At 70.3% G+C, this 22,576-nt stretch carries 18 protein-coding genes; 11 read left to right on the top strand and 7 right to left on the bottom strand.

Going from position 1 to position 22,576, the window contains the following annotated elements:
* The coding region (locus VFB40_RS15985; RefSeq protein ID WP_324851487.1) for a thiolase family protein at positions 1-361 on the bottom strand (361 nt) is incomplete at its 3' end.
* Between the two features lie 135 nt (positions 362-496).
* Here VFB40_RS15985 and mce point away from each other — a divergent pair.
* The 3 genes from mce (at position 497) to VFB40_RS15970 (ending at position 3,935) form a co-directional block, all read left to right on the top strand.
* Positions 497-940 carry a methylmalonyl-CoA epimerase gene (gene mce / locus VFB40_RS15980; protein ID WP_324851485.1) on the top strand — a complete coding sequence of 148 codons (444 nt, stop codon included), beginning with the start codon at positions 497-499 and terminating at the stop codon, positions 938-940.
* Between the two features lie 136 nt (positions 941-1,076).
* Positions 1,077-3,281 (top strand): HelD family protein, encoded by a 2,205-nt coding sequence (locus tag VFB40_RS15975; protein ID WP_324851483.1) that lies wholly within the window; start codon positions 1,077-1,079, stop codon positions 3,279-3,281.
* Between the two features lie 246 nt (positions 3,282-3,527).
* On the top strand, positions 3,528-3,935 hold the full coding sequence (locus VFB40_RS15970; protein WP_324851481.1) for a hypothetical protein: 408 nt from the start codon (positions 3,528-3,530) through the stop codon (positions 3,933-3,935).
* Positions 3,936-3,941: 6 nt separating this feature from the next.
* On the opposite strand, the gene VFB40_RS15965 is transcribed toward VFB40_RS15970, so the two are convergent.
* Together VFB40_RS15965 and VFB40_RS15960 are read right to left on the bottom strand one after the other, a co-directional pair.
* Positions 3,942-4,817: a TetR/AcrR family transcriptional regulator gene (locus tag VFB40_RS15965; RefSeq protein WP_324851479.1), complete on the bottom strand. Its 876-nt coding sequence runs from the start codon at positions 4,815-4,817 to the stop codon at positions 3,942-3,944.
* Between the two features lie 26 nt (positions 4,818-4,843).
* On the bottom strand, positions 4,844-5,239 hold the full coding sequence (locus tag VFB40_RS15960; protein ID WP_324851477.1) for a hypothetical protein: 396 nt from the start codon (positions 5,237-5,239) through the stop codon (positions 4,844-4,846).
* A 312-nt stretch (positions 5,240-5,551) separates the two neighbouring features.
* On the opposite strand from VFB40_RS15960, the gene ccrA reads away from it, so the two are divergent.
* The 4 genes from ccrA (at position 5,552) to VFB40_RS15940 (ending at position 13,203) form a co-directional block, all read left to right on the top strand.
* Entirely contained in the window at positions 5,552-6,889 is a 1,338-nt protein-coding gene (gene ccrA, locus VFB40_RS15955) for a crotonyl-CoA carboxylase/reductase (protein WP_349261502.1), read from the top strand.
* A 36-nt stretch (positions 6,890-6,925) separates the two neighbouring features.
* Positions 6,926-10,471, top strand: a complete 3,546-nt coding sequence (locus VFB40_RS15950) for a polarized growth protein Scy-related protein (RefSeq protein WP_324851473.1) — start codon at positions 6,926-6,928, stop codon at positions 10,469-10,471.
* Between the two features lie 441 nt (positions 10,472-10,912).
* Complete coding sequence (locus VFB40_RS15945; RefSeq protein WP_324851471.1) at positions 10,913-11,866, top strand: coiled-coil domain-containing protein; 954 nt, start codon at positions 10,913-10,915, stop codon at positions 11,864-11,866.
* Between the two features lie 131 nt (positions 11,867-11,997).
* A complete protein-coding gene (locus VFB40_RS15940) occupies positions 11,998-13,203 on the top strand; it encodes an AI-2E family transporter (RefSeq protein WP_324851469.1) in 1,206 nt (401 codons plus the stop codon).
* Positions 13,204-13,319: 116 nt separating this feature from the next.
* On the opposite strand, the gene VFB40_RS15935 is transcribed toward VFB40_RS15940, so the two are convergent.
* Both VFB40_RS15935 and VFB40_RS15930 read right to left on the bottom strand, forming a co-directional pair.
* Positions 13,320-15,104, bottom strand: coding sequence for a cellulase family glycosylhydrolase (locus tag VFB40_RS15935; protein ID WP_324851467.1), 1,785 nt, complete (start codon positions 15,102-15,104; stop codon positions 13,320-13,322).
* A gap of 329 nt (positions 15,105-15,433) precedes the next feature.
* Complete coding sequence (locus VFB40_RS15930; protein ID WP_324851465.1) at positions 15,434-16,207, bottom strand: alpha/beta hydrolase; 774 nt, start codon at positions 16,205-16,207, stop codon at positions 15,434-15,436.
* A gap of 160 nt (positions 16,208-16,367) precedes the next feature.
* On the opposite strand from VFB40_RS15930, the gene VFB40_RS15925 reads away from it, so the two are divergent.
* From VFB40_RS15925 to VFB40_RS15910, 4 genes are all read left to right on the top strand, one after another.
* The gene (locus VFB40_RS15925) at positions 16,368-17,360 is read left to right on the top strand and encodes an ABC transporter ATP-binding protein (RefSeq protein WP_324851463.1); all 993 of its coding nucleotides are present in this window, start codon (positions 16,368-16,370) and stop codon (positions 17,358-17,360) included.
* Position 17,361: 1 nt separating this feature from the next.
* Complete coding sequence (locus VFB40_RS15920) at positions 17,362-18,195, top strand: DUF2705 family protein (RefSeq protein WP_324851461.1); 834 nt, start codon at positions 17,362-17,364, stop codon at positions 18,193-18,195.
* Between the two features lie 189 nt (positions 18,196-18,384).
* Complete coding sequence (locus tag VFB40_RS15915) at positions 18,385-19,338, top strand: ABC transporter ATP-binding protein (protein WP_324851459.1); 954 nt, start codon at positions 18,385-18,387, stop codon at positions 19,336-19,338.
* Positions 19,338-20,165: an ABC transporter permease gene (locus tag VFB40_RS15910; RefSeq protein WP_324851457.1), complete on the top strand. Its 828-nt coding sequence runs from the start codon at positions 19,338-19,340 to the stop codon at positions 20,163-20,165. The genes VFB40_RS15915 and VFB40_RS15910 overlap by 1 nt, the downstream gene beginning before the upstream one ends.
* Before the next feature lie 48 nt (positions 20,166-20,213).
* On the opposite strand, the gene VFB40_RS15905 is transcribed toward VFB40_RS15910, so the two are convergent.
* Together VFB40_RS15905 and VFB40_RS15900 are read right to left on the bottom strand one after the other, a co-directional pair.
* Positions 20,214-20,555 carry an Rv1322 family protein gene (locus VFB40_RS15905; RefSeq protein ID WP_324851455.1) on the bottom strand — a complete coding sequence of 114 codons (342 nt, stop codon included), beginning with the start codon at positions 20,553-20,555 and terminating at the stop codon, positions 20,214-20,216.
* A 75-nt stretch (positions 20,556-20,630) separates the two neighbouring features.
* On the bottom strand, positions 20,631-22,409 hold the full coding sequence (locus VFB40_RS15900; RefSeq protein ID WP_324851453.1) for a 3-hydroxyacyl-CoA dehydrogenase family protein: 1,779 nt from the start codon (positions 22,407-22,409) through the stop codon (positions 20,631-20,633).
* Positions 22,410-22,576: the final 167 nt, after the last annotated feature.

Here is a 22,576-nt window from a genome sequence, read left to right as displayed (position 1 = left end):
CGTTCGTCATCGACTCCTGGCCGCCGGCCACCACGATCTCCACCTCGCCGGCCCGGATCAGCTGGTCGGCCAGGGCGATCGCGTCGAGCCCGGACAGGCAGACCTTGTTGATGGACAGCGAGGGCACGTTCATCGGGATGCCGGCCTTCACCGCGGCCTGGCGCGCCGGCATCTGCCCCGTGCCGGCCTGAAGCACCTGACCCATGATCACGTAGTCGACCTGGTCGGCGACGACCCCGGCCCGCTCCAAGGCGGCCTTGATCGCGAATCCGCCGAGGTCGGCCCCGCTGAACGGGGTCAGCGCGCCGAGCAGTTTGCCCATCGGTGTGCGCGCTCCGGCGACGATGACAGAGCTGGCCATATTCGGTACGCCTCCTGAAAGATGGCGGTCGAGTGTCGTCTTCGACACTATCCACAATTTAGCTACCCCCCAGTAGGGTCTAACAGTGTCGGCTTGACCACAGTGCCCCGGACCATAATTTCGGTGGAGGAATCCATGATCACTCGCATCGACCACATCGGCATCGCCTGCCGGGATCTCGACGCGAGTATCGAGTTCTACCGCAAGACCTACGGCTTCGAGGTCGCGCACAGCGAGGTCAACGAGGAGCAGGGCGTCCGCGAGGCGATGCTGCGGGTCAACGGCACCGACGACGGCGGCGCCTCCTACCTCCAGCTGCTCGAGCCCGTGCGCGACGACTCGGCGATCGCCAAGTACCTCGAGAAGCACGGCGAGGGCGTACACCACATCGCCTTCGGCACCCCCGACGTCGTGGCCACCACGGAGGCCGCCACGAGCACCGGCGTTCGCGCGCTCTACGGCACCCCGCGATGTGGTACGTCGAACTCCTCGATCAACTTCCTGCACCCGAAGGACTGCCACGGCGTTCTCACCGAGCTCGTGCAGGCGGCGGCCCCCTCCGCATCAGAGCATCACTGAGACGCGTTCGTCTCCAATCGAGCCAACCCGCCCGACTCGATCACCCGTCCTGTCTCCCAGCCCCGATAGACTGTCCGGTCCTGCCTGAACCAGGTACAGGCGCGATGGACCGCGTCCAAGTGTCCTATCGGAGGTCGTGCCTCTTTTGCCTCAGCCCGCGACGAGCACCGGCGCGCCCGATCGGGCGCAGCGCGCCGAGATGCAAGCCGAGCAGCGCCATGTGGACCGGGTGCACGAGCGCCTTGAGGTGATGCGCCAGCACGCACGCGCCTACGAGGCCGAGGGCCATCGGCGCGCGCTGTTCGGCAACGAGGGCGGCCTGGTCGAGCGGGACGCGATCGTGTATCAGGCCACGGTGTGGCTCAGGCGGCTCGACACCCAGGAGGAGGGCCTGGTCTTCGGCCGGCTCGACTTCGACGACGGCGAGGCCCGGCACATCGGCCGGATCGGCGTGCGCGACGAGGACTACGAGCCGCTGGTCGTCGACTGGCGCGCCCCGGCGGCCGCGGCGTTCTACCGGGCCACCCCGACCGACCGCATGGACGTGGTGCGCCGCCGCACGATCCGCTGCGTGGGGGCGAAGGTCACCCGCCTCGACGACGACCTGCTCGACCCGGACGGCGCCGAGCGGCTGGCCCTGACCGTGGTCGGCGACGGCGCGCTGATGGCCGCGCTGACCCGCAAGCGCGGCTCGGCGATGCACGACATCGTGGCGACCATTCAAAAGGAGCAGGACCAAGCCGTGCGCGCGCCCGCCGACGGCGCGACGATCATCACCGGCGGCCCCGGCACCGGTAAGACCGCGGTGGCCCTGCACCGGGCGGCGTTCCTGCTGTTCAACGAGCGCAAGCGGTTCGAGTCCGGCGGTGTGCTGATCGTCGGGCCCTCGGCGGTGTTCGTGTCCTACATCGAGCAGGTCCTGCCCTCGCTCGGCGAGCACACCGCGGCGCTGCGCTCCCTGGGCGAGTTGGTCGACGGAGTCAAAGCGACCCGGCACGACCCGGCGGACCTCGCCGAGCTCAAGGGCTCCGGCCGGCTGCTGCCGGTTCTCGGCCGGGCGGTCCGGGCGACCCCGCCGAACACCCCGCGCCAGTTCCGCGCCACCTATCACGGGCACGTCATCCGGCTCGACGGACGGCGCCTCGACGACCTGCGTCGCGCCGTCCTGCAGCGCAATCCCCGTCCCAACGCGGCGCGGGCGAACGCGGAGACCGCGCTGGTCGAGGCGGCCTGGGAGCAGCTGCCGGGCGAGCTGCGCGAACGCCGCCGCAGCGAACGCGCGATCTTCGACCGCGATCTGCGCGACCGCGCCGATTTCGAGCTCTTCGTCGAGGAGTGGTGGCCGTACCGCACCGCCCAGGAAGTCCTGCGCTCCTGCGCCGACGCTCAATCGCTCGCGTACTACGGACGTAAGCATCTGACGCCCGCTCAGATCGACGCGCTCGCCCGCTCGTGGGCCGCGCACCTCGGCCTCGACGCGACGGCCGACGGCGACTCGCAGGACGAGGACCGGCCGGCCGGATCCGCATCCGCCCGCCGCCCCGATTTCTCCGTCGAGGACGTCCCGCTGCTCGACGAACTCGCCCAGCTGCTCGGCACTCCTCCGCAGGAGAACGAGGAGGAGGACGTCTACGGCGGCCTGTTCGCGGACAGCGGCGTCACAGAGGTCTCATCGTGGGCGGACCGCACCTCGGAGGCGGCGCGGCGCGAACGGGTCCGGGAGAGCTACGCGCACGTCATCGTGGACGAGGCGCAGGACCTCTCGCCGATGCAGTGGCGGGTCCTCGGCCGCCTCGGCCGCCGCGCGACGTGGACGATCGTCGGCGACCCGGTGCAGTCCGCCTGGCCCGACCCGCAGGAGTCCGAGCGGGCGTTGCAGGCGGCGCTCGGCGACCGCGCCCGCCACGTCCACGAGCTGCGCACCAACTACCGCAACTCGGCCGAGATCTTCGCCTATGCGAGCCGGTACGCGAAGAAGGCGGCGCCCGAGGCGAGGCTGCCCGACGCCGTGCGCTCCACCGGCTTCCCGCCCGAGCACCGCCACGACCTCGAAGCAGCGGTCGCCGAGGCGCTCGCGGCGGTAGAGGGCACGGTGGGCGTCATCACCGGTCTCGCCGCGGCCCAGGCCACCTCCGCGGCCCTCAGCCGGCAGCTTGACGAAGCGGCGGGCAGGCTCGTCGTCGTCAACGCCCTGGACGCCAAGGGCCTGGAGTACGACGCGGCCGTGATCCTCGACCCGGACGCGATCGAGCAGGAGTCGCCGGCCGGCACCCGGACGCTCTACGTCGCCCTCACCCGCGCCACGCAGCGCCTTTACCTCTGCGAGCCGCGCAAGAGCTGACTCCGAAACCAGGGAACTGGCTCGCCCCCAAGCACGTTAGGAGTCTGACGGGATAGGGGTCTGACGGGATCTACGGGTGGAGGGGCGATGCACTACCGACGGCCAGGTGAGGGGTCATTACCTCAGCGTCCGGACTACGCACGGCGAGCGGCGGAGTTCCCCGGTCCGGTCGCAGTAGCCTGCGTGCCGCCGGAAGGCACGATCGCCCTGCTCGGCTTCGAAGAGTCGGACGACCACCCGTGGTCGGTGGACGTGACCTACGCGGCGACGGGTAGCAATCGGCTGCGCGTGCGCACCGTGCGCGGCACGATCGACTGGCCACAACGGATCCGCACGATAGAGACCCTCGCCGGCAACCTGATCGATCCGGAGGGGATGGGCGCCGGTCACGACGTGCGCGGCTTCCTGGAGAATCCGCCGGCGCCCGAAACGCCGGCGAGCATCGTGATCGACGGCGCGCCGATACCCGCCACCCGCATGGATCTTCCGAACCGCTCCGGCATCCATGTCGAATGGCGCGGTCAGCACGTCTTCTGCACAGGAGAGGCCGGGTTGCTCGACAGCCTGGAACTGCGTACTGGCACCGAGCCGGACTTCACCCGGTTCATGGCCGAGTTCGAGGAGTACATCGCCAGGCGTCGCGCCGAGGGCTGAGCGCTTCTACTCAGACTCCTGCCTTCGCCGCGGCTGCGGCTGCGGCTGCGGCTCTCGGCCGTCGCCCGCGCGCTGCTCCGGCTCGACGAGCACGAACTCTGACAGCAGCGCCTTGGCCTCGCGCACGAGCGGACGCAGCACCTTGAAGCGGCTGAGGGCCACCAGCCGGGCCACCACCGCCGTCGCGCGGGCCACCAGGCGGGCCGTACGCTCGGCGTTCGGGGAGCGGTCGTAGACCCAGTAGAGCACGATGCCCATGTGGTAGAGCCACAGCAGTTCCGGCAGCATCGCCGCCAGTTCGCCGTCCAGCTTCGCCTTCGAGTCCGAGCCCGCCAGCACGCCTTTGTAGAGCTCGATCATCGCGTCGCGGGCCGGCTGCGACTCCGCCGAGAACGGGCTGAGCGGGCTTTGCGGGTCGGCCGCGTTCTTGAACAGCTGGGCGGCGAACTCATGGTAGGGCGCTGCGATGGCCATCCACACCCGGAGCGTCGTGCTCAGCCGGTCGCCCAGCTCGGTGCGACCGGACAGGGCCTGCGGGAGCTGCGCGCGGTGCTCCGCGGCGATCTGGTCGTAGAAGCCCTGGACCAGGTGCTCCTTGGAGGCGAAGTAGTAGTAGGCGTTCCCTACCGAAACCCCGGCCGCCTCGGCGATCGCGCGCATCGTGGTGCGGTCGTAGCCGCGCTCCCGAAAGAGGCGCAGCGCCGTCTCGAGGATCAGCGCGCGGGTCTGCTCGCTCTTGGTGTGCGCAGTGGGCCTGGAATGCGTTGTGGTCTCGGTGCGCGCTGCGGGCGATGACGTGCGGGTGCGGGCCGAGCCCCCCGCGGCTCGGCCCGCACCTCCCCCCACCCGCTCCTGCACGCTCGCTTCCGGTTGCTCGGTCATGGGGACGAGTGTGCCTTGACGCCGGATCACCTGCTTGGCGCGGGGGCTTCCGGAAGGCCGAGCTGGCTGGCCAGTTCGGTCAGTGCGCGGCGGCGGTACCTGTTGAGCACGAGGATGTCGAGCAGGTGCAGCGCACCCAGGATGAGCAGCACCGTCCCGACCTTCACGGACAGCGCCTCGAACAAGCCGCGGGTGTCGGCGACGGCCGGGCCGTAGCGCAGCCACAGCGCGTCGAAGCCCAGGTTGACCAGGCAGAAGCCGACCACGAACAGGTGGTTGACCGCCTCGGCCAGCTTCTGGTCCCCGTGGAAGATCTCGGAGAGGAAGACCAGTCCGGCCCGGCTGAAGGTGCGGCCGACCCAGACGGTCAGGGCGATGGTGATGGCGAGATAGACGATGTAGGTCGCGACGGTGAGGTCCATCCGGATCCCCTCCAGGTGTGCGTTCCGACCAGGGCGTTCACCCCTGTTTTGAACACGTTCAGTTTCTGCGCTGAGCGTAGCGCCGATTTCGAACGCGTTCAAATCCCCGCGCGATGTGCGCGGCTGTGATTCGCACCACTCCGACTGTGTGGCGCACCCACCTAGCCAAGCCGCACGTGTGGCGGCATAGTTACTCGCAAGTAACACACTCTCGAATAGGTACCGCAGCTCACGCGACCATCCACCTGGAGGCCGACACCCATGAGCAGTAACCAGACCGCCGCCGCGTCCGCGGCCCCCTCCTCCCCCGAGCTGAAGGAGATCCTGGACGCGATCAACGCCGCGGACACGCCTGCCGAGACCTTCGCCGCCCTTCCGCTGCCCGAGGCGTACCGGGCGGTGACCGTGCACGCGGACGAGACCGCGATGTTCGAGGGGCAGAGCACCCGGGAGAAGGACCCGCGCGCCTCGCTGCACGTCGAGGAGGTGCCGCTGCCGGAGCTCGGGCCCGGCGAGGCCCTGGTGGCCGTGATGGCCAGCGCGATCAACTACAACACCGTGTGGACCTCGATCTTCGAGCCGGTGCCGACCTTCGCCTTCCTGCGCAAGTACGGCAAGCTCTCCGCGCTGACCAAGCGGCACGACCTGCCGTACCACGTGATCGGCTCCGATTTGGCCGGCGTGGTGCTGCGCACCGGTCCCGGGGTGAACAAGTGGCGGCCCGGCGACGAGGTGGTCGCGCACTGCCTGTCGGTCGAGCTCGAGGACGCCGCCGGGCACTCCGACACGATGCTCGACCCGGAGCAGCGGATCTGGGGCTTCGAGACCAACTTCGGCGGCCTTGCCGAGGTGGCGCTGGTCAAGACCAACCAGCTGATGCCGAAGCCGGACCACCTCACCTGGGAGGAGGCGGCCAGTCCCGGGCTGGTGAACTCCACCGCGTACCGGCAGCTGGTGTCGCGCAACGGCGCCGGGATGAAGCAGGGCGACGTGGTGCTGATCTGGGGCGCCTCGGGCGGTCTCGGCTCCTACGCGACCCAGTTCGCGCTCAACGGCGGGGCGATCCCGGTGTGCGTGGTCTCCTCGCCGCAGAAGGCTGAGATCTGCCGCTCGATGGGCGCCGAGCTCATCATCGACAGGTCCGCGGAGGGCTTCCAGTTCTGGAGCGACGAGACGACGCAGAACCCGAAGGAGTGGCAGCGGTTCGGCGCGCGTATCCGGGAACTGACCGGGGGCGAGGACCCTGACATCGTCTTCGAGCATCCGGGCCGGGAGACCTTCGGCGCCTCGGTCTACGTGGCCAGGCGCGGCGGCACGATCGTCACCTGCGCCTCGACGAGCGGCTTCATGCACGAGTACGACAACCGTTACCTCTGGATGAACCTCAAGCGAATCATCGGCTCGCACTTCGCCAACTACCGCGAGGCCTGGGAGGCGAACCGGCTGATCCAGAAGGGGCGCATCCACCCGACTCTCTCACGCAGCTATCCGCTGGCCGAGGCCGGGCAAGCGGCCTTTGATGTCCATCGGAATCTGCATCAGGGCAAAGTGGGCGTACTGTGTCTAGCACCAGAAGAAGGGCTGGGGGTGCGTGACAGCGCACTGCGGGAGCGACACCGGAGTGCGATCGAACGCTTTCGTAACGTCTAAGGCCCCCCGGCCCGGAATCTGACAGGATTGTCTGTCATGGGATATGGGCGCGTGGATGAGCGGACCGGCTACGGTTCCCGCCCTCCCCATGACGCCTCCGGTGACGTACGGTTCCAGGAGTACTACGCGGCGCAGCCGGATGACTCCGGCTACGCCGATCCGGATCCGCACCGGGTCTGGGAGCCGGGCCGGGACGAGTCGACTCCGCACTCGCCGGGCAGGCGCGGCAAGACGGCCGACCGTGGCACCGGTCGGCCCCGCGACGACTGGGAGCAGGCGGGTCCCGAGCAGAGCATGCGCAGCTACGACCGGTACGAGGTCGAGGCCCACCTCGACGAACTCGAAGCGCACCTGGAGCGGGTGCGCACTGAGCGCGATGAGGCGATCGCGCACGGCGAGGATCTCGGCTACCAGGTGGAAGTGCTGCGCTCGAAGCTGCACGAGCTGCGCCGCAACGGCACCACGCCGAACTACGGCAACATCTCCGGCCAGGTCGACCAGATGCTGCGCAGCGCGCAGGCGCAGGCCGACCAGGTGCGGGCGCAGGCGCAGCAGGAGGCGCAGCGCTTCCAGGCCGACTTCGAGCAGCGGCGCCGGTCCCTGGAGGCGGAGCTCGCCGAGCGCAGGCAGCGCGGCGAGGCCGAGGTCAACGAGACCGTGGCCTGGGCCGAGCGGGTGCGCAACGAGACCGAGCAGATGCGCCGCCAGGCCACCGAGCAGGCCCGCGCGCAGATCGAGTCGGAGCTGCGGCAGCTGCGCGAGCAGGCCGCCAACGAGGTGCGCCAGGCCCAGGAGTACGCGCAGCAGATGCGCGCCTCGCTGCAGGCCGAGGCCCAGCAGACCGCGACGGCGGCGCGCACCCACGCCGACCAGATCGTGGCGAAGGCCACCGCCGAGGCGCAGCGGCTGGTGCAGGAGGCGCAGGCGACGGCCGAGGCCGCCACCGCCCGCGCCGCCAAGCACGAGCGGGACGCCTCGGAGCAGGCCAGCTCGGCCTCCACCAGCGCGCAGAAGCTGATGACGATGGCCCAGACCGAGGCCCAGCGGGTCCGGTCCGAGGCCACCGCGCTGGCCGAGCAGCTCAAGGCGGACTCGGAGGCCGAGGCCGGCCGGGTCAAGGCGGAGGCCGCGGCGAAGGCGGCGCAGACCGTCGCGGAGGCCACCGCGGCCGCGAACGCCCAGCGCGAGGCCGCGGCGCAGCAGGTGGCCGAGGCGGAGCAGCAGGCCGCGCAGACCCTGGAGAAGGCGGCGGCGACCGCCGAGAAGCTGATCACGGACGCCACCGAGCAGACCAGGCAGCACGACGAGAGCGTGCGGGCCGAGGTCGCGGCGCTGCGCGAAGAAGCCGCGACGCTGCACGGCGAGGCCAAGCGGCTGCACGAGGAGGCCGCCGGCGCGCACGGCGTGGCCACCGAGGCGGCGCGGAAGATCACCGATGCGGCGGAGGAGGCGGCGCGCGAGCATCGCGCCGCGGTCGAGGCCGAGGCCGAGAAGCTGCGCCAGGACGCCGCCGACGAGGCCGAGCGGCTGCGCGGTGAGGCCACAAGCATCCGCGACGACGCCGCGACCGCCGCGCAGCGCCTGCTCGCCGAGACCACGGCGCAGGCGGACGAGCTGCGCGCCTCGGCTCAGGCGCACTCGGACCGGGTGCGCGGCGAGGCCGACCAGGTCAAGGCCGAGGCGGACCAGGCCGCGGAGAAGACCCGGCTGCAGAGCCTGGCCGAGGCGGAGCGCACCGTCGGACAGGCGCGCACCCAGGCCGAGGAGACGGTCGCGCAGGCCCGCGCGGAAGCCGAGGCGGAGCTCGGCCGGGCGCGGTCCGACGCGGAGGAGACGCGGGCCCGCAGCCGCATCGAGGCCGAGGAGCTGAAGGGCCGGGCGCTCGCCGAGGCGAAGGAGACCGCCGAGCGGGCGCAGGCCGAGGCGGACCGGCTCAAGGCAGAGGCGACCGCGGCGGCGCAGGAGACCGCGGCGCGGGCGGCCAGCGAGGCGGACAAGGTACGCGCGCAGGCCGCCGCCGAGGCCGAGAAGCTGCGGCTGGACACCGAGGCCGGCGTCGAGGCGATGCGCAACGCGACGCGGGCCGAGATCAGCCAGCTCAAGCAGAAGAGCGAGGCGCGGATCGCCGAGCTCGAATCCCAGGCGAAGCAGGACGCCGACGCGGCCCGCGAGGCGGCGCGTACCGAGGCCGAGCGGATCGTCGGCGAGGCGAACGCCGCCGGCTCGAAGGCGGTGGCCGAGGCCGAGGCGCACGCCGAGTCGGTGCGCAAGGCGGTCGAGGGCCTGATCGAGAAGGCCGAGCAGGACGCCGCGGCCACCCGGGCCGAGGCCGAGTCCGCGGCGCTCTCGCTGCGTCAGCAGGCTGAGAAGGCGCTGGTGGACGCGCGGGCGGACGCCGAGCGGCTGCTGGCCGAGGCCCGCGAGGACGCCGCGCGGCAGCGCTCCGACGCCGAGTCCGACGCGAGCCGGATCCGCGCCGACGCGGCGGAGTTGGCCGCGAAGGCGAAGGCGGCCGCGCAGAAGCTCACCGAGGACACGGCCGCGCAGACCGCGCAGGCGATCCAGGCTGCCAAGGACGAGGTGGCCGCGATCCGCGCCAGCGCCGACGGCGTGCTCGACGGCGCAAAGGCGGAGGCCGGCGCGCTGCTGGCCGAGGCCCGCACGAAGGCCGACGCGATGCTCACCGCCGGGCGCAGCGAATCCGAGCGGGTGCGCGGGGAGGCGGCCGAGGCCGCGCAGCGGCTGCGGGACGAGGCGCAGGCGATCGCCGAGCAGGCGCGCAAGGACGCGGCGGAGCGGCTTGCCAAGGCGGCCCGCGAGGCGGACGCGCTGGTGGCGGCGGCCCGTGAAGAGGCCGGCAAGCTGGCGCACAGCTCGAAGGACCAGGCCGAGCAGCTGGTCGCCAAGGCCCGTGCGGAGGCGGACTCGATCACCGCGGCGGCCCGCGCCGAGGTGGACCGCATCCGCACCGCGGCCCAGGGCGTGACCGAGAAGGCGCAGGCCGAGGCGCGCGCGGCCACCTCGGCGGCCCAGGCCGAGGCGGCCCGGATCAGGTCCGACGCGACCTCCCAGGCCGAGCGCACCCGTGCGGCGGCGGCGGCCGAGGCCGATCAGACCACGAGCGCGGCGCGCAAGCAGGCCTCTGAGACGCTGCAGAGCGCGGCCAAGCGCGCCGACGAGCTGGTCACCGAGGCGCGCAACCAGCTGCAGAAGGCCACCACCGAGGCGACGAAGATCACGGCTGACGCCCAGTCAGGCGCGGACGCGCTGCGGGCCACGGTCGCCGAGCAGGTCGCCACGGCGCAGCGCGAAGCGCAGCGGGTCCGCAGCGAGGCGGCGCGCGAGGCCGAGACGATGAAGTCGGCGGCGGAGAAGGCCGCGGACACGATCGTGGCCAGGTCCAGGGACAAGGCCGAGCAGCTCAAGGGCGAGGCGCGGCGCGAGGTCGAGGCGCTGCAGATCCGCCGCGAGGAGATCAAGGCGGAGATGAGCCGGGTCCAGGGCGTGCTCGACGCGCTGGCCGGCCCGATCCCGAAGCAGCCGCCGGCCAAGCCGAAGTCGCCTGAAGACGCGGCGCGGTGACCGGCCCGGATCAGGGGCGCGCCGCTCAAGGTAAGGCTCCGGAAGCACTCTGTTACGCCCGGCCCGGCGCACACGCACTGAATCAGGGCTCGTTGCGTCACATACGCATCACGAGTGCCATGCCGATCGGCGCCGTTCGCAGAAAAACCGTGGCGATGCCTGCCGATCGGACACGGACAGCGGTTAGGGTGATGACGCTAAGAGTGGCCGAGGCCTGGGAGCCGGGCTCTCGGGCCTCGTCCGCTCTTAACTGCCACCCCATCGGGCGATGGCTACCGCAAATCCCGCAGAGCCGGCCCGGCGCCTGCCGGAAACGTGCCAGGATTCCCCTGGAATCCGCGCGATCCCGGCCCGGCGGACCGCGCCGCGGCGCCGCAGACCGCTGACGCAGACCCCAGCACGGCCCCACCGACCTCGACGGTCATCAGGAGATTGAAGAAGATGAGCGAGACCACATCGCCCCTCGGTCTGGAGATCGTTCGCAAGGGTTACGACATCCCGCAGACGAACGAACGGATCACGAAGCTCACGGCCGAGCGCGACAGCGCGGCCCACCGGGTCGCCGCGCTGGAGAAGCGGATCGAGGAGCTGCACCTGGAGAACCAGTCGATCCAGGCGCAGATGAGCGACTCCGAGCCCTCTTACGCCGGTCTCGGCGCTCGGGTGGAGAAGATCCTTCGGCTGGCCGAGGAGGAGGCCAAGGACCTGCGCGAGGAGGCCCGCCGCGCCGCCGACCAGCACCGCGAGCTGGCCGAGCAGGCGGCGGCGCAGGTGCGCGCGGACGCCGAGTCGTACGCGAAGGAGTGCCGGGCCAAGGCCGAGGCCGAGGGTCTGCGCCTGAACGAGCGGGCCAAGGACGAGGCGAACCAGATCCGGGCCGAGGCCGCCAAGGACGCCGCGGCCAAGCGGGCCGAGGCCGAGGCGCACTACGAGGACATCCGGGCCACCGCGGCCGCGGCCGCCGCCGACTTCGAGAGCAAGCTGGCCAAGCGGCGCGAGCAGTCCGAGCGCGACCTGGCGGCCCGTCAGGCCAAGGCCGAGAAGCACCTGGCCGAGGTGGAGACCCGCAGCGAGCAGATCCGCCTGGAGGCGGAGAAGATGCGCACCGACGCCGAGCGGCGCGCCCGCCAGACCATCGAGACCGCGCAGCGCCAGGCCGACGACATCGTGGCCGACGCGCGGGCGAAGACCGACCGGATCCGCTCCGAGTCCGAGCGCGAGCTGGCCGCCCTCACCCACCGCCGCGACTCGATCAACGCGCAGCTGCACAACGTGCGCGAGATGCTGGCGACGCTCACCGGCGGCGGCGCGATCGGCGGCGCCCTGGCGGGCCTCAACCTGGGCGACAGCGACAAGGCCGACGACGAGGCGTCCGTTCCGGCGCAGGGTCGTTAAGGGCAGTACGCGCGACGGACTGCGTCAGCGGCGTTAGGGTTCCGCGGCCGGATGTGCATTCTGCATCCGGCCGCGGGCCACGCCGTGGGTGACCGCACCCCGGGCGTCCGCGCGATGGCAGAATCCCGGATATGTCTGTCGAGGAAGCGTCCGAGGTGGCCGAGATGACGGCCACCGACGTGTCCGCCTCGGCTGGGAAGTCCTCCGCCTCGGAGCACGGCGCCGCTGAGTACAACGCCGCGGACCCTGCCAAGCCCGAGCCCGGCGGCAGGAGCGGCCGCGGCCCCGGTGCGCGGCGCCCCGGCCGTCCGCTGCGCCGCTCGCACCCGTACTACGTCGGCTTCGTCGGCGGCCTCGGCCTGATCCTGGCCTACTACCTCGCGCAGGCGCTGGTCTCGCTGACCAGCGTGCTGGTGCTGATCGTCATCGCGCTCTTCCTCGCGGTCGGCCTCAACCCGTTCGTCGAGCGGCTGACCGCGCGTGGACTGCAACGCCGCTGGGCCGTCCTCATCGTCGCGGGCACCTGCCTGCTGCTGTTCGCCGGCTTCGTCACCGCGATCGCGCAGCCGCTGGCCGAGCAGACCACCAGCCTGATCGCCTCGCTGCCGCAGCACCTCGAACAGCTCGGCCGCAACGCGACGGTGCGTCGCTTCGACGCGAAGTACAACATCGTCGGCCGCCTGCAGAGCCTCCTGGCGCAGGCGGACACCGCGAAGATGATCGCCGGCGGCATCCTCGGCTTCGGCGAGTTCCTGATCTCCTCGGTGTTCAAGGCGTTCACCGTGCTGGTGATGACGATCTACTTCCTGGGATCGCTGCCCACGATCAAGCAGTCGACCTACCAGCTCATCCCGGCCTCCCGGCGCGCCCGCGTCGGAGAGCTGGCCGACGGCGTGCTCGAGCGCGTCGGCGGCTACGTGTCCGGCGCGGTGACCGTCGCGGCGCTCGCGGGCCTCGCCTCGTACCTCATGCTGGCCGTGCTGAATGTGCCGTACATGCTGCCGCTCGCGTTGCTGATCGCGCTGACCGACTTCGTGCCCTTGGTCGGCGCGACGATCGGGGCGCTGATCGTGACGCTGGTGGTGCTGTTCGACTCCCCGGTCAAGGCCGTGGTCGCGGGGATCTTCTTCATCGTCTACCAGCAGTTCGAGAACTTCGTGATCTATCCGCGGGTGATGGCGCGCTCGGTGGACGTGCCGCCGATGATCGCGGTGATAGCGGCGCTGATCGGGGCCGCGCTGCTGGGCGTGATCGGGGCGTTGCTGGCGATTCCGCTGTCCGCCGGCCTGGCGTACATCGTGCGCGAGGTGCTGCTGCCTCGGCAGGACCGATCTTAGGAAGTCCTGATCGAACAGGCGGAGCGGCGGGACCGACGCGCCGCCTGGCACGTCAATCCCGCCGCTGGATTTCTCGGCTACAGCTGATCAGCTGTCAGCTTTTATCTGCTTCCCGGTCAGGTCGCGGTGCAGGTGAGCACCGGGTTTGCGGTGCCGCCGCTGGCCTGGAAGCCGAAGCTGGTCGAGCCGGAGGCCGCGATCGCGCCGTTGTAGGGCTCGTTGGTCGCGGTCTCCGAGGTGCCGGAAGCGGTGCTGACCGCGTTCCACATGCTGTTGACCGTTTGGCCGCCGGGCCAGGTCCAGGTGACCTTCCACGTCTTGGTCGCGGTGCTCGTGCTCGTATTCGTCACGGTCACCGTCGCGTTGAAGCCACCGGTCCAGCTGGTGTCGATGTGCATACTGGCGAGACAGTTGCCGCCTGACGACGCACTCGATGTCGTCGCGCTCACCGCAGTCGATTTCGTGGAGACGTTGCCAGCTGCGTCATACGCAGCGACCGAGTAGGTGTACGCGGTTCCCGAGGTCAGTCCGGAATCTGTATACGTCGTGCCGCTCGACGTTCCGACGAGCGTCGTACCGCGGTAGATGTTGTATCCGGTCACCGCCACGTTGTCCGTAGACGCAGACCACGACAGCGACACGCTAGATGCGGTAACGCCCGTCACCTGAAGGCCGGTCGGCGTGGAGGGCGGCGTGTAGTCGCCACCGGAGCTGCTACCGCCGCCGAAGCCGGGCGCCTTGATGCTCGCGAGGTAGGCGTCCTTGGTCGTGTTGACCGTGGTCCAGTCGTCGTTGAGGATGCCGCCGGTGTCACCCGAATCCGGGTTCCAGCACCAGAACGTCCACTGGAAGCTGTCCGCTCCGTACTGGCTGGTCGGCCGCAGGTAGGTCACCAGGGTCTTGAGCCAGGTCTGGTCGATGGTGGAGGCGAGGGTGGTACCGAACTCACCGACCCACACCGGGGCGATGTTCTGCTTGAACAGGTAGCCCCAGTTCTGGTCCCAGATTCCGGCCATGTTCGACGGGAAGCTCGGGTCGGTGAACCAGGACTGCTGCGCGACGCTGGTGGCGTAGTCGTGCGCGGAGTACACGACCCGGTTGGCGACGTTCAGCTGCACCGGGTACTGGCCCGCGCCCTGCAGGTTGCCGCCCCACCAGTAGCTGCTGCCGTTGAAGGTCTGGATGCCCTCGACGAAGATCAGCAGGTTCGGGTTCACGGAGAGCACCGCGTTGCCGCCGCGCTCGGCCGCCAGCCGCCAGTCGATCGTGGTGTCGCCGCAGCCCCAGCAGGCCGGGTCGTGCGGCTCGTTGTGCAGGTCGATGCCGATGACCGCGGTGTTGTTCAGGTACCGCTGGGCCAGCGCCTTCAGGTCGGCGATCCAGGTCGACTCGGGCACGCTGCTGGTGTACCAGAGCGCCGTCTGGCCGCTGGCGTCGGGACGGTGCCGGTCCAGGATGACCTTGAGGCCGACCGCGCCCGCGTAGTTGATGATCTTGTCCATGACGCCGAGCGAGTCGAGCCCGACCAGGTCGGCGTTCATGCCGCCGGAGTAGTTGATGCTCTGCGGCTGGGTGCCCTTGAAGATGTCGTCGCTGTAGGGCAGCCGGATGGTGTTGTAGCCGAGCGACTTCATCTGGTCGATCATGCTCTTGTAGTCGCGGCTCCACAGGCCGTGCGCGACGTAGTTCGAGGTCTCGAAGCCGAACCAGTTGATCCCCGCGATGCGCACCGGCTGGTTCGCCGAGTCCAGGATCTGCCGGCCGCTGGTGTGCCAGTACCCTGATCCGACTGTGGTGGCCGCGTGCGCCGGGCGCGCCGCGGTGACCGGCGCCGTCAGCAGCGCGAGGCCGAGCGCGGCCGCCAGCGCGAGGCGCAGCCGTCGCAATGATCTGACCAACATCAGGTGGGGCCTTTCCGTAGGGTCGTGGGCCGCTGGGCGGCAGCGGCGTTCGGACGCGCCCGGGTCGGTTGGCCGCGCCTCTTCGTGATCGGAAGGTACGGACGGCGCGCCACGCGTCAACACTTCGGCCGGGCGGGCGCGCGACGGCGCGGCTCACGGCCTCCGGGAGCGCGAAAATTACACAGGCACGCCGTGGCCGCGGAAGCCGGCCGGCCGTCGATGAAGCGTCGAACGGGCCCGTCGGCGCGGGTGCAAGTTTCAGGTGGTTACGAAAGCCCGATCGCGGCAATGCCCTTACTCAGGTGGCCCGCTGCGGCCGCCGCGCACGCCTAGGCGTGGTGCGTCCCGATCGGCGCGGCGTACTTCTCGAACGGACCGTCCCACTGCACCGGCAGCGGCGCGGCAGCCGGGTGAACCCGCCGCACGATCTCGTCGAGCACGATGCGCACGTACTTCTCGCCGACCCACAGATGCTTGGCGCCGTCGACGCCGATCACGTCAGCCTGCGGGATGAGGGCGAAGCGCTCGCGGGCCTCGGCGGGCCGCAGGTAGTCGTCGAACTCGGGGACCAGGACGGTGACCGGCTTGCCGGACTCGGCCCAGACCTTCAGGTCCTCGGGCTGCGCGCGGTGCAGCGGCGGAGAGAGCAGGATCGCGCCGAGCACGTCCGGCTCGCAGGCGTATTTGAGTACCAGCTCACTGCCGAAGGACCAGCCGAGCGCCCAGAGGTTCGGCAGCTCGTGGCCGCCCTCGTTCAGTCCCTCGGCGAACTCGAAAGCGGCGGCCACATCGAACCGCTCGGAAACGCCCTCACCGAACTCGCCCTCGCTGCGGCCGCGCGCCGAAGCGGTACCGCGCGTGTTGAACCGCAGGACCACGATGTCGGCCAGCGCCGGCAGCCGCCATGCCGCCTTGCGCAGCACGTGACTGTCCATCATCCCGGCCGCGGTAGGTAGCGGATGGAAGGTGACCAGCGTCGCGACCGGCTCGCGATCGAGCGGGAGCGCCAGCTCGCCGACCAGGGTGAGGCCGTCGGCGGTCTTCAGCTCGATCGGCTCGCGGCGCGCGGGCAGGATCACGTGGGCGGTGATTTCAGTAGCCATCTCGGTGTCCACCCTAAGGGTTGGGTCCACCCACAGGTGTACCGCGTGACGTGCCAAAGACCGTCCCACAGGTGGACGAGACGCCGCACCCGCCCCCGGTACGTTGTGGCGAGTCTCAAAGAAGACCACTATCCACGTCCGACACGAGGGATTTCTTACGATGATCGAGGCGAACGGCCTCACGAAGCGGTATGGCGAGCGGCTGGCGGTGGACAATCTCACGTTCACCGTCAAGCCGGGCCAGGTGACCGGCTTCCTGGGCCCGAACGGCGCGGGCAAGTCCACCACGATGCGGCTGATCCTCGGCCTCGACGCGCCCACCTCCGGCACGGTGACGATCGACGGCAGGCCCTTCTCCAAGGTCGCCTATCCGATGCGTGAGGTCGGGGCGCTGCTGGACGCCAAGGCGATTCACGGGGGCCGCAGCGCGTACAACCACCTGCTGTGCCTTGCGCAGACCAACAACCTGCCCAAGGCCCGGGTCGGCCAGGCGCTGGAGCTGGTGGGCCTGAGCGAGGTGGCCAAGAAGCGCTCGCGCGGCTTCTCGCTCGGCATGGGCCAGCGGCTCGGCATCGCCGCGGCGCTGCTCGGCGACCCCAAGGTGCTGATGTTCGACGAGCCGGTCAACGGCCTCGACCCGGAGGGCATCCTCTGGATCAGGAACCTGATGAAGATGCTGGCCGCCGAGGGCCGTACCGTGTTCGTCTCCTCGCACCTGATGAGCGAGATGGAGAACACCGCCGAGCACCTGATCGTGATCGGCCGCGGCCGGCTCGTCGCGGACTGCACGGTGCAGGAGTTCATCGACGCCAACTCGGAGCTGACCATCCGGGTGCGCACCCCCGAGTCGCAGCGGCTCGCCGCGCTGGTCACGGCGAAGGGCGGCGCGGCCGCCCCCGACGGCGCGGACGCGCTTCGGATCACCAAGCTGGGCATGACCGAGATCGGCGACCTGGCCTTCGACAACCAGATCCGGGTGCACGAGCTCTCGCCGATCCAGGCGTCCCTGGAGCAGGCGTTCATGGAGCTGACCAAGGACAGCGTGGAGTACCACGCCGCGGTGCCCGGCCAGCCGGCGCGCGGCGCGGTCGCCGACGCGGCGGGAGTCGCCGCCGACGTCGTGTCCGGCGCGATGCAGCAGGGAGGCCGCTGAGATGACGACCAACACCTCCGCCCTCGGCGGGCTGACCGCGCTGCCGCCCGCCTCCGGCCGGGCCGGCTTCGGCGGGGCGCTGCGCTCGGAGTGGACCAAGATCCGGTCGGTGCGCTCCACCATGTGGACGCTGGGCTCGGCGACCGTGGTCACCATCGGCATCAGCGTGCTCGGCAACTGGGGCCGGGCCAACCACGGCGACGCGACCGCGGCGCAGCTGGCCCACGAGGACCTGACCCAGCGCTCCCTCTTCGGCATCATCCTCGGCCAGCTGATCATGGTGGTCTTCGGCGCCATGGCGATCACCTCGGAGTACTCCACCGGGATGATCCGCACCTCGCTGACCGCCCAGCCGCGCCGGGCCTCGGTGTTCTGGTCGAAGCTGCTGGTCGTCTCGGCGGTGGCGTTCGTGGTCGGCGAGGTCATCTCGTTCGTCTCGTTCCTGATCGACTCCTCGTTCTGGCGCGCCAAGGGCGTCGACCTGACGCTGAGCAGCCCGCACGCGATGCAGGCGGTCGTCGGCGGCGGCCTGTACCTGGCCGGTTCGGCGATCCTCGCCTTCGGGCTCGGCGCGATCCTGCGGCACACCGCGGGCGCGATCACCAGCGGGGTCGGCCTGCTGTTCGTGCTGACCATCCTGGTCAACTTCCTGCCGCAGAGCTGGCAGAACCACCTGGACAAGTGGCTGCCGTTCAACTCGGGCGGCCAGGTCTGGTCGACCCAGCACGTGCCCGGCACCGACCTGGGCGCCTGGACCGGCTTCGGGGTGTTCCTGATCTACGGCATCGTGGCGGTCGCCCTCGGCGGATACGTCTTCCGCACCCGCGACGCCTGATTCGCTACGCCGAGCAGGCGAATCCGGACGGCCGATGCGCAGCGCCCCACGCCGCGCATCGGCCGTTGCCGTAGTTTGCGCGAGGACGCGGTGGTTGATCGATCACACCGGCCCGAGCCGCAACGACCCGCGTTCTGAGCTGTACAGACTGGCGAACCGTGCAAGGATGACTCGCGATTGGGGGTACTGATGATCGAAGTCAAAGATCTGGTGAAGCGGTACGGGGAAACCACCGCCGTAGACCACTTGAGCTTCACCGTCGAGCCGGGTCGCATCACCGGCTTCCTCGGCCCGAACGGGGCTGGCAAGTCCACCACGATGCGCCTCATCCTCGGCCTCGACCGGCCGACCTCGGGGACCGCGCTGATCGACGGCATGCCGTATCGCAGCCTGCCGGACCCGCTGCGGTACGTCGGAGCGCTGCTTGAGGCGAAGGCGGTGCACCCGGGGCGCACCGCGTTCAACCATCTGCTCTATCTCGCGCAAACACAGGGCGTGCCCAAGTCGCGGATCAACGAGGTGCTCGACCTGGTCGGGCTCTCCGCGGTGGCCAAGAAGCGCACCAAGGGCTTCTCGCTGGGCATGGGCCAGCGCCTCGGCATCGCGGCCGCGCTGCTCGGCAATCCGCGCCTGCTGATCCTGGACGAGCCGGTCAACGGGCTCGACCCGGAGGGCATCGTCTGGATCAGAAACCTGATGAAGCAGCTGGCCGCCGAGGGCCGCACCGTCTTCGTCTCCTCGCACCTGATGAACGAGATGGCGGTCACCGCGGACCATGTCGTCGTGATCGGCCGCGGCAGGCTGATCGCGGACACGGCGATGGACGAGTTCATCGCCCGCTACGCCGAGAACGTGGTGCTGGTGCGCACGCCGCAGACCGAGAAGCTGCGCGAGGCGCTGAACGGGCTCGGCGCGACCGTGACCTCGCAGCAGGACGGGGCGCTGCTGGTCAACAAGACCGAGGCGGCGGCGATCGGCGAGCTGGCCGCGGCGAACGGGGTCGTGCTGCACGAGCTCTCTCCGCAGCGCGGTTCGCTGGAGGAGGCGTTCATGGGGCTGACCAGGGAAGATGTCCAGTTCCACGGTCCGGCAGGTATCCCGACAGGTCCCGCGTCGGGCGCGGCGCAGGGCGGAGGTGCGTGATGGTCACCGATGCGATTCCGCGCACCGCCGGCACCAACGACGGGCACGCGAACTTCGGCAGGCTGCTGACCGCCGAATGGACCAAGCTGCGCACCGTGCGCTCGACGGCTTGGTCGTTCGCAGCACTCATCATCGCGGTGATCGGATTCACCGCGCTCATCATTTTCCTTCGCGTGCAGTCCTGGTCCCAGATGACCACGGCCGACCAGGCTCAGACCCGCCTCGACCCGGTGCCGCAAATCCTCGGCAGCGGCCTGCTCCTCGGACAGCTGGCGGTCTGTGTGCTCGGCGTTCTGGTGGCGTCCTCCGAGTACACCACCGGCATGATCCGCTCGACGCTGCTTGCCGCGCCGCACCGGCTGCGCATGCTCGCGGCCAAGTGCATCGTGTTCACGATCCCGGTGCTGATCATCGGCGAGGTGTTGAGCTTCGCCAGTTATGGCATCGGCAAGTCGATCTTGGCCTCTAAGGTGCACACGTCGCTCAGCGATCCGCATGTGACGCGCGCGGTCATCGGCGAGGGCCTGTACCTCGGCGTGCTGGGCCTTTTCGCCCTCGCGATCGGCCAGCTGATCAGGCACACCGCTGGCGCTATCACTACAGTCATCGCGCTGGTGTTGGTCATCGTGCCGCTCGCGCAGTTGCTGCCGGGCAACATCGGCAAGCACGTCTCGGCGTACCTGCCGACCAACGCGGGCCAGCAGATCATGCAGATCTATCCCAAGGATCAGATCCTGAGCGCCTGGCAGGGCTTCGGCGTCTTCGGGCTCTGGACGGCCGTGCTGCTCGCGATCGCCGCCTGGCTGCTCGTCAAGCGCGACGCCTGACGTTCCGTCAGGCCAGCACCACCGCTGGAAGCCCGCTTGGGCAACTCGCTACCGGCGGCGCAGGCGCGCGTTCCAACAGGGCGTGTGCCAGTGCCGCCGGTCGTCGAGTCCACCGCCGCCGTGCCAAGCCGCCTGTTCGGTATCGGCCGGCCACGCGACCAGGTGCGGTACGCCCGGCCGGATCTCCTGATCGCAGCCGGGGCACCGGTACGTCTTCGTCGTGCTCGCGCCGGCCACCGAGCGCACGATCCACTCGCCGTCGCGCGCCGACTCGACTCGCTGAAAGCCGAACGCCTTCTCGATGTCCCGGGGCTCCCGATCAGCGGACTGGCCGCGCCCTGACGAACGACCGCGCCCACCGGCACGCGCGTCGTTCTTCCTCGGGCTCACCGCCCTAGGTTATCCAATCGTGACCAACTCACCGCACCGGCGCCACACGCCCGCAACCCTTGCCTCGGCGCGCCATCAGGCCCCGTAATCCCTGAACCCCTTCTTCGTCTTACGCCCGAGGTACCCCGCGGTCACCAGGTGCTCGAGCAACGGCGCCGGCGCGAAGCCCGGCTCGCGGAACTCCAGGTACAGTGCCCGCTCGATCGCCAGCGCGACATCCAGACCCACCACGTCCAGGAGCTCGAACGGCCCCATCGGGTAGCCGCAGCCCAGCTTCATCGCCGTGTCGATGCCGTCGGCCGTCGCGTAGTGCGCCTCAAGCATCTTCACCGCGTCATTCAGATACGGGAAAAGCAATGCGTTAACGATGAAGCCCGCCCTGTCGCCACAGTCCACCGCATGCTTGCCGAGCCGCGCGCACACCTCGTGCGCCGTCGCCAGCACGTCCTCGGCGGTCGCCACCGTGTGCACCACCTCGACCAGCTTCATCACCGGGGCCGGGTTGAAGAAGTGGATGCCGACCACGTCGCGGGGCCGGCCGGTCCCCATCGCGCACTCGATCACCGGCAGGCTCGACGTCGTCGTCGCCAGCACCGCGCCGGGCTTGCAGACGGCGTCGAGTTCCTTGAACAGGGCCACCTTCACGCCCAGGTCCTCGACCACCGCTTCCACGACCAGGTCGCAATCCCCCGCGTCGCCCACCGCCCCACTCGACGTCAGCCGCCCCAGCGCCGCGTCCCGCTCCTCCCCGCTCAGCTTGCCCTTCTCCACCGCACGCCCGAGCGACTTCTCGATCGCCGCACGCGACGCCGCCGCCTTCTCCTCACTGCGCGCGATCTGCACCGTCGCGTATCCGGCCTTGACGAAGACCTCTGCGATGCCGTTCGCCATCGTCCCCGAGCCGACAACCGCGACCCGCGAGACCGACCGCGCGCCTTCGGTGGCCGCCGCAGGGTCCGGCGTGAGCGCGTCCGGCACCACGGTCGGCACGTCGGCCTGCTCGTACGTGTAGAAGCCGCGCCCGGACTTGCGGCCGAGCAGCCCTGCCGTCTTCATCTGCTTGAAGATCGGCGCGGGGGCGTGCAGCCGGATGCGCGACTGCTTGTACATCGTGTCGAGGATTTCGTACGCGGTGTCCAGCCCGATCAGGTCAAGCAGCGCCAGCGGACCCATCGGAAGGCCGCAGCCGAGCCGCATCGCGGCGTCGATGTCCTCGCGCGTGGCGTACTTGGCCTCGTACATCGAGGCGGCGTGGTTGAGATAGCCGAACAGCAGCGCGTTGGCGATGAACCCGGCCTTGTCGCCTATGGTCACCGGGGCCTTGCCCAGCTGCCGCGCCAAGTCCTCCACGTCCGCGAGCACGCCCGGGTCGGTGACCACGGTGCGCACCACCTCGACCAGCTTCATCACGGGCGCAGGGTTGAAGAAGTGCAGCCCGACCACGCGTGACGGCCGTGACGTCGCCACCGAGATCTCGGTCACCGAGAGCGACGACGTGTTCGTCGCGAAGATCGTCTCCGCCGAGCAGATCCCATCCAGCTTGCGGAACAGCTCCCGCTTGAGTTCCAGCCGCTCCGGAATCGCCTCGATCACCAGGTCGGCGGAGGCGAGCGGCGCCAGCTCGACGGTGTACTCGATCCGGTCGAGCAGCGCGGCGGCCTCGTCGGCGGTCAGCTTCCCGCGGGAGACCGCGCGGCGGGTCGAGTGCGCGACGTGCGCCCGGCCGCGGTTCAGCGCTGCGTCGTCGATCTCGACCGCATGCACGCGCAGGCCGTTGCGGGCCATCACCTCGGCTATGCCGGCACCCATCGTGCCGAGCCCGACGACGCCGACTGTGGTGATCTCGCGCCCCATTGCGCACTCCTCGGGGGTGTTGGAAGTCGCCCGCGTCCGGTCCGCTGGGCGCTTGTTACCGATGAGTATCCCCAGCGGGGCGTCCTTCCGCCAGTGCCCGGTTGCCGCCGATCCGCCCGGGCCCCCTGTGACGATCCTCACCCCGCCCGCTCACCCAACTCCCCTCC

Origin of the sequence: Actinocrinis sp., assembly GCF_035650855.1 — a bacterium.
Lineage (GTDB): Bacteria > Actinomycetota > Actinomycetes > Streptomycetales > Catenulisporaceae > Actinocrinis.
The sequence above is the reverse complement of the archived record's forward strand: the minus strand, read 5'-3'. Positions and strand labels throughout refer to the sequence as shown.